The following is a 5,196-nucleotide window of genomic DNA, read 5'->3' on the forward strand; positions in this document are numbered from 1 at the left end:
CTGACGAGGTTCGCGGAAAAGCGCCCAACAGCGGCCACATCGCCGCTTCAGGCCGCCAAAACGTCCTCGCCGTGCATCAAGGCGGTTTAGCTGGATTCGAGGCGGCAGCGGTTCTTGCGCTCGGCACTTTCCTTGACACGGATGGTCGAGGCGGCGTGCCGCGCGTCGATGACCGACGGGTAGTGAGTGGGATCATCTACGTCATTCGCAACGGCCTGCAATCGAAGGATGCGCCCGCCGGCTATGGTCAAGACGCTCTACAATCACTTTATGCGCTGGAGCCGGCTGGCGCCTTCGACCGCATCTTCGCAGGTCTTGCCGGCGAAGGCCCCAGGCCGGAGCGGAGATCTGAAGGCGCATCGCACGGCGGCGAGCCTGCTCAAAAGTCGGCCGTGAACAATGAGAGGGATCAGGCTTCGAGTTCCTTCGGCTGACTTTGAGGGGCGGCGAGGAGAAGCCACAAAGGAACCTTCAGCCACCTGAGCAGGAGGGAGAAGTTGTAGCCGGCGGCGGCCAGGATGGCGATGACGGCGTCGGCCCTGCTTGCCGGCGAGATAGTTGCGGCCCATCCGGTGCTCGGCCTTGACGTGGCCGATCACGGGCTCGACGGCCGATCGCCGCCGCATCTGGCGCTTGATGGCTGGGGTGACACGGCGTTTCTGGCCGCTGGTGAAGACCCTGAACTGTGGCTCTCCGGCGCGTTGTGGCCGCGATAGCCGGCGTCGGCGAGAACGCGGCTGCTCTCGTTGCCGATGGTCTTTTCCATGTCAGGGATGGTCGCTGCGAGCGTGTGGCCGTCATAGGGATTGCCGGGCAGCGCTTTTGCATGCAGGGCGAACTGGCCACCCTTTGAGCGCTTCAGCGTGGTGGCCACCGACACCTTCACCCCGAACTCGCAGGGGCGCATGCGCCTTGCCCCTACCGATGCATTCCACTTTGCGCGCCAGCGTCACCTTAGCCTCTTCATCCCGGCCCGCTGTGCGATCCGCATCGCCCGGGCTTTTCAGCTCCGTGCAGCCCTTGAGCGTCTTCACCACATGATGTGGGCGGCCTCACAGAGTGCCGTGCACATTGTGGCATCCCCGATCTTGCTGATGCGGCCGCCACGTCATGCCTTGCCGAGCACCATGTCGGCGCTGATGGTCCAAAGCGCCATAGTCTGCGCCAGCGCGCTCCTGACGGAGGTGGGGCTAAGCTTCCTCGGCGTGGGCGTGCCGCCCAGATTCCGAGCTGGGGCAACATCACCACGCTTTTTCTTGCTGCGTGGGTCCAAATGCCGGCACTTTACGACGTCCGTAGACGGAACGGTGAGCTGAGGTTAATTCTCTCGGTCGCGCGGCCAAGATTGATTTGATTATTTCGATTTGCTGGATAAAATGAAATGATCGTAGCGTAACTCCGTCTATTATTGAAGTTATTGCAACCATAGCAGACATTGTTCCATGGATGACCTAGATCGAAGGATTCTCACGGCGCTACAAAGGAACAATCGGCTCTCTTTTGCCGAACTGGCAGAATTGGTCGGTTCTTCGGCTGCGTCATGCATGCGCCGAGTTAACAAGCTGCGTTCGGATGGCGTGATCCTTGCGGACATCTCATTGGTGGATCCGAAGGCTTTCGGAAAATTGCTTACTGTTGTCGTCACGGTAGAGCTCGACCGTGAGCGTCTTGATCTTGTGGATGAGTTCAAGCGCGCGATGCGCGCGGCAAAAGAGGTTACCCAGTGTTACATGGTTACGGGCGACGCCGATTTCGTGCTGCTTGTCTCCGTCGAGGACGTTGAGGCCTTCGACGTCTTCGTCAAGACGAAGCTTTACACCAACCCCAATGTCCGAAAATTCCGAAGCATGATTTCGCTTGATCGTGTCAAGTTCGAGCCACGCGTCCCTGTGTAGCGTTGGGCGAGTTGCGCTGAACTCGTCACTCAAGGCCGTTTTTCGAAACCGCCGTTGCGTGTCCAGCATCAGATTGACCTTTTTCACCAAATCAACTGTGCGATGTAGAGGGTGCAGTTGATCTTGCGTTAGGACGGTGGGTTTGCCCGACCGTTCCAAGCGGGAAAGCAACCCATCCCGATGTAAGCAATACGAATGGCGACCCCCAATGACAATACAGATCTTGCCAGTTCTTTCAACCATCGACGAGCATCACGTTGATCGACGGCGCTATCCGGACGGGGTAGCCTTCATGGATGGGCAATACCTGCCGATGTCCCAAGCCAAGATCTCAGTGCTCGATTGGGGTTTCCTGCACTCTGACGCTACCTACGACACCGTGCACGTCTGGAATGGCAGGTTCTTTCGGCTGGATTTGCACCTTAACCGTTTCTTCGGGGGTGTCGAACGGCTCCGAATGAAGCTGCCCTATGATCGAGAGAAGACAGCATCCATCCTTAACAATTGCGTCGCCCTGTCGGGCCATAGATCGGCATACGTGGAGATGATCTGCACGCGTGGTTCATCGCCGACCTTCAGCCGGGATCCCCGCCAGGCGGAGAACCACTTCATAGCGTTTGCAGTCCCCTTTGGCTCTGTTGCCAACAAAGAACAGCTGGAGAGAGGCTTACACGTCGCAATCAGCGCCACCGTCCGCATTCCACCAAAGTCAATTGATCCCGCAATCAAGAACTATCATTGGCTCGACCTTGTGAAGGGTCTATTCGACGCTTATGATGCGGGAGCGGAGACAGCGCTGATCATTGACACGAACGGCCACATAGCGGAGGGACCTGGCTTCAATGTGTTCCTTGTCAAGGAGGGATCCTTGAGGACACCCGCTTTCGGGGTCTTACCGGGCATCACGCGCAGGACTGTCTTTGATCTTTGTGCCGAAATCGAGCTATCAGCCACGGCCGCTGATATCAGTCGTGCTGAGATCAAGGGAGCGGACGAAGTGTTTATCACTTCGACTGCCGGCGGCATCATGCCCGTGACCCGCATCGACGATACGGCGATCGCCGACGGACGCGTCGGTTCGGCCACCCGCCGGCTCATGGATCTCTACTGGCAAAAGCACGATGATCCTACATGGTCTACTGCTGTCATCTATCCGTGAGCGTAAGCGGTGCGCCTGAAGTTGACGCGCGGCTTCGCGACAATGAGCTGTCGTAACGCAGGCGCCCGCAATCCGAGTAGGGCGCGCTTCGGAGGAAGCCGGCATTTGGTGGATTGCCCGATGCTCACCGATGTCTCCGGGTACTGCGAGACTAGCCCGCTTCTCTCACCGGATTTAGCGCCAGGCTCCGTTGTGACGCGGCGCGGCTACTGGCATGGCTGTGGAGTTCGAGGACGGGCGCGATCAGCGCCGCGGTGTTGCGACGTTCGAGTCTTCAGCAATGTATCCTCTGTTGTTTGTGAGAAGGGTGTCGATGCCGGCTCAATACTCCCCAGAAGTGCCGTTTGAATCTTCCCCAGTTTAGCGCTGTCGCCGGTCTTCCGGAGCGCGCTCCGGGAGACCGGCGGCGCGTGATCGTTGATGCTTCTCCTGATGGTCGGGAGAGGGATTTCGGTGATCAAGATCGGGGAGATGATGATGATACTGGATTTGCATCGGCAGGGCCTGTCGGTGTCGGCGATCGCCAGGGAGAGCGGGATCGACCGCAAGACGGTGCGCAAATACATTGCGCGCGGGCTCGAGGCTCCGGCCTACGGACCGCGCAAGCCGCAGGCGGTGATCGATCCCTTCACAGCCTATCTTCGCGAACGAGTCACGCGATATCCCGGGCTCACCGGCAGCCGGCTTTTCCGCGAACTGAAGGACCTCGGCTATGGCGGCGGCTACACGGCCGTTACCGACTTCCTGCGCGACGTCCGTCCTGCCGCGGCGGAGCGTGGATACGAGGTTCGCTTCGAGACCCCGGCCGGCGAGCAAGCGCAGGTCGACTTCGCCCAGTTCAATGTCGTCTTTGCCGATGAGCCGACCACGCCGAGAATCGTCTGGCTATTCTCCATGGTGCTTGGCTTCAGTCGCCTTATCTGGGCACGCTTCGTCGTCCACCAGGATCTGCCGACTGTCTTGCGCTGCCATGCTGGGGCTTTCGAGGCGCTGGGCGGCGCTCCTCGCGAAGTGCTTTACGACCGTATGAAGACGGCTGTGATCGGCGAAGGCGATACCGGCGGCATCGTCTACAACCGTGCCCTCGTCGATCTTGCCCGCCACTATGGTTTCTATCCCAAGGCGTGTCGGCCTTACCGCGCCAAAACGAAAGGCAAGGTCGAGCGGCCGTTCCGCTACATTCGCGAGGACTTCTTCCTGGCCCGGTCCTTTCGCAATCTCGAAGACCTGAACGCCCAGTTGCGTCACTGGCTGGACACGGTCGCAAACCCGAGGGTTCACGCCACCACAAGGCGTGTCGTCAACGAAGCTTTCGCCGAGGAGCGCGCAGCGCTGCGGCCGCTGCCTTTGGCTCCGTTCCGATCGGTCCTAAAGCTCGAGCGACGCATCAGCCGGGAGGGCATGGTCAGCGTCGGCGGCAATTTCTACAGCGTGCCCGACGCCACCAGGCGCCGTGTCGTCGAGGTACACACGCTGGCCGAAGAGTTGCGCATCTTCGAGGACGGCGCACTGATTGCCACCCATCCTATTCTCGAAGGCCGGCACCAGCGTCATGTCGAGCCGGGTCATCGCAACATCCACGTCCACAAGCGCCGACAAAGACTGAGGAACGACGAGGTCATTCTTCATGGCTCGGGCGACAGGGTCGCTCAGCGCCCGTTGGCCTTCTACGACGCCGTCGCCCGGGTGATGGCGAAGGAGCAACGTCCATGACGAACGCGCTCGACACCACGCCATCCACCATCGACCGGATCCGCCACGACCTCGTCGGCCTGAAGATGCCGCGGGCGCTCGAAGCGCTCGATCATGTCGTGCGCCGGCTCGAGAAAGGCGAGATCGCCGCCCTCGAAGCCATGGACATCCTCCTCTCGGAAGAGTTGACCCTGCGCGAGAACAGCCGGATCAAGACGGCACTGCGCATGGGGCGCCTGGCCACGATCAAGACGCTCGCCGGCTTCGACTTCTCTTTCCAGCCCTCGCTCGACCGCGATCGAATCTTCACGCTGGCCCAACTCGGCTTCGTCGCTCGCTGCGAGGTCGTCCACTTCCTCGGCCCGCCCGATCCCACGACATAATGCACACCTCGCTATGTTATTGAAAAAGCTGGATCTGCTGATCCTGTGATTGTGATAATGGACTGTG

At 60.1% G+C, this 5,196-nt stretch carries 3 protein-coding genes and 4 pseudogenes; 6 read left to right on the forward strand and 1 reads right to left on the reverse strand.

Annotation, left to right across the window (positions count from 1 at the left end; all coding sequences use genetic code 11):
* Nucleotides 1-152 precede the first annotated feature (152 nt).
* Nucleotides 153-286 (forward strand): annotated as a pseudogene (locus NKJ73_RS33795) (transposase); the annotation flags it as partial.
* Nucleotides 287-409: 123 nt separating this feature from the next.
* On the opposite strand, the pseudogene NKJ73_RS33800 reads toward NKJ73_RS33795, so the two are convergent.
* Nucleotides 410-944, reverse strand: a pseudogene (locus tag NKJ73_RS33800) (transposase); the annotation flags it as partial.
* Between the two features lie 162 nt (nucleotides 945-1,106).
* Between NKJ73_RS33800 and NKJ73_RS33805 the strand changes: the two are divergent.
* The 5 genes and pseudogenes from NKJ73_RS33805 to NKJ73_RS33825 form a co-directional block, all read left to right on the forward strand.
* Nucleotides 1,107-1,261, forward strand: a pseudogene (locus tag NKJ73_RS33805) (ABC transporter permease); the annotation flags it as partial.
* 181 nt (nucleotides 1,262-1,442) lie between these two features.
* Complete coding sequence (locus tag NKJ73_RS33810; protein WP_352572696.1) at nucleotides 1,443-1,895, forward strand: Lrp/AsnC family transcriptional regulator; 453 nt, start codon at nucleotides 1,443-1,445, stop codon at nucleotides 1,893-1,895.
* Between the two features lie 208 nt (nucleotides 1,896-2,103).
* Nucleotides 2,104-3,054, forward strand: coding sequence for an aminotransferase class IV (locus NKJ73_RS33815; protein WP_352572698.1), 951 nt, complete (start codon nucleotides 2,104-2,106; stop codon nucleotides 3,052-3,054).
* Between the two features lie 453 nt (nucleotides 3,055-3,507).
* Complete coding sequence (gene istA, locus NKJ73_RS33820) at nucleotides 3,508-4,767, forward strand: IS21 family transposase (RefSeq protein ID WP_352572700.1); 1,260 nt, start codon at nucleotides 3,508-3,510, stop codon at nucleotides 4,765-4,767.
* Nucleotides 4,764-5,114 (forward strand): annotated as a pseudogene (locus NKJ73_RS33825) (ATP-binding protein); the annotation flags it as partial. The gene istA and the pseudogene NKJ73_RS33825, both read left to right, overlap by 4 nt.
* Nucleotides 5,115-5,196 lie beyond the last annotated feature (82 nt).

It is taken from the genome of Mesorhizobium sp. M0074 (assembly GCF_040322975.1).
GTDB lineage: Bacteria > Pseudomonadota > Alphaproteobacteria > Rhizobiales > Rhizobiaceae > Mesorhizobium.